The following is a 1197-nucleotide window of genomic DNA, read 5'->3' as shown; positions in this document are numbered from 1 at the left end:
TCTCGTATTCGGACGGCGTGTCGGGTACTCCGCTTCTGGACTTGGCGGCCGGATCCTACACGTTGATCGTCGACGGCTATCTCGATGCAACCGGCCCCTACAGCTTCCGGCTGCTTGATGTCGCGACGGCGACGCCGATCGCCTCTGGCACGCCGGTATCAGGCACGCTGCCGACCGGCACGGAGACGGCGCTCTACCGATTTGATGCGCAGGCCGGCGAGAAGTTCTTCTTCGACCAACAGAGCTATACCGGTGGCACCGTCTATTGGCGCCTCATTGATCCGTTTGGCCGGCAGGTCTGGTCGAACGGGTTCCAGTGGGACGTCGACGTGCAGGCGCTGGCGTTCGCGGGCACCTACACGCTGGCGATCGAGGGCAATGTGTCGAACGCGAGCCCGGTGGATTTCAGCTTTGCGGTTCAGAAGGTCGAGGACACGACGGCCGCACTGACGGTCGGCACGATGGTTGACGGAGTGATCGCTCATGCCGGCCAGCAGGCCCGCTACACATTTGACCTGGCGGGTGCGGCACGGCTCTGTTTCGACAGCCTGACCAATGATCCGTACCTCTCGTGGCGGCTGATCGGCCCCCGCGGCGAAGTGAACAGCACGCCTGTCGGCTTCTCGTATTCGGACGGCGTGTCGGGTACTCCGCTTCTGGACTTGGTGGCCGGATCCTACACGTTGATCGTCGACGGCTATCTCGATGCAACCGGCCCCTACAGCTTCCGGCTGCTTGATGTCGCGACAGCGACGCCGATCACGCTCGGTGACCCGGTGTCGGGAACTTTACCCTCCGGAAACGATACAGCGCTTTACCGCTTCGATGCGCAGGCCGGCGAGAAGTTCTTCTTCGACCAACAGAGCGATAGCGGCGGCACTGTCTACTGGCGCCTCATCGATCCGTTCGGCCGGCAGGTCTTGTTCAATGGTTTTGGAGACGTCGACGTCCAGGCGCTGGCGTTCACGGGCACCTACACGCTGGCGATCGAGGGCTCTGTGTCCAACGCGAGCCCAGTGGATTTCAGTTTTGCGGTCCAGAAGGTCGAAGACACGACGGCCGCACTGACGGTCGGCACGATGGTTGACGGAGTGATCGCTCATGCCGGCCAGCAGGCCCGCTACACATTTGACCTGGCGGGTGCGGCACGGCTCTATTTCGACAGCCTGACCAATGATCCGTACCTCACGTGGCGAC

The 1197-nt window shown here is 62.7% G+C and carries 1 protein-coding gene; it reads left to right on the top strand.

Features of this window, described 5'->3' with window-relative positions; genetic code table 11:
• Positions 1–62 precede the first annotated feature (62 nt).
• A partial coding sequence (locus EN955_RS34510; protein WP_164769975.1) for a hypothetical protein occupies positions 63–1197 on the top strand: 1135 nt, incomplete at its 3' end.

The organism is Mesorhizobium sp. M7A.F.Ca.CA.001.04.2.1 (assembly GCF_003998485.1).
GTDB classification, from domain to species: domain Bacteria; phylum Pseudomonadota; class Alphaproteobacteria; order Rhizobiales; family Rhizobiaceae; genus Mesorhizobium; species Mesorhizobium ciceri.
This window is presented reverse-complemented; position numbering and strand designations above follow the sequence as displayed.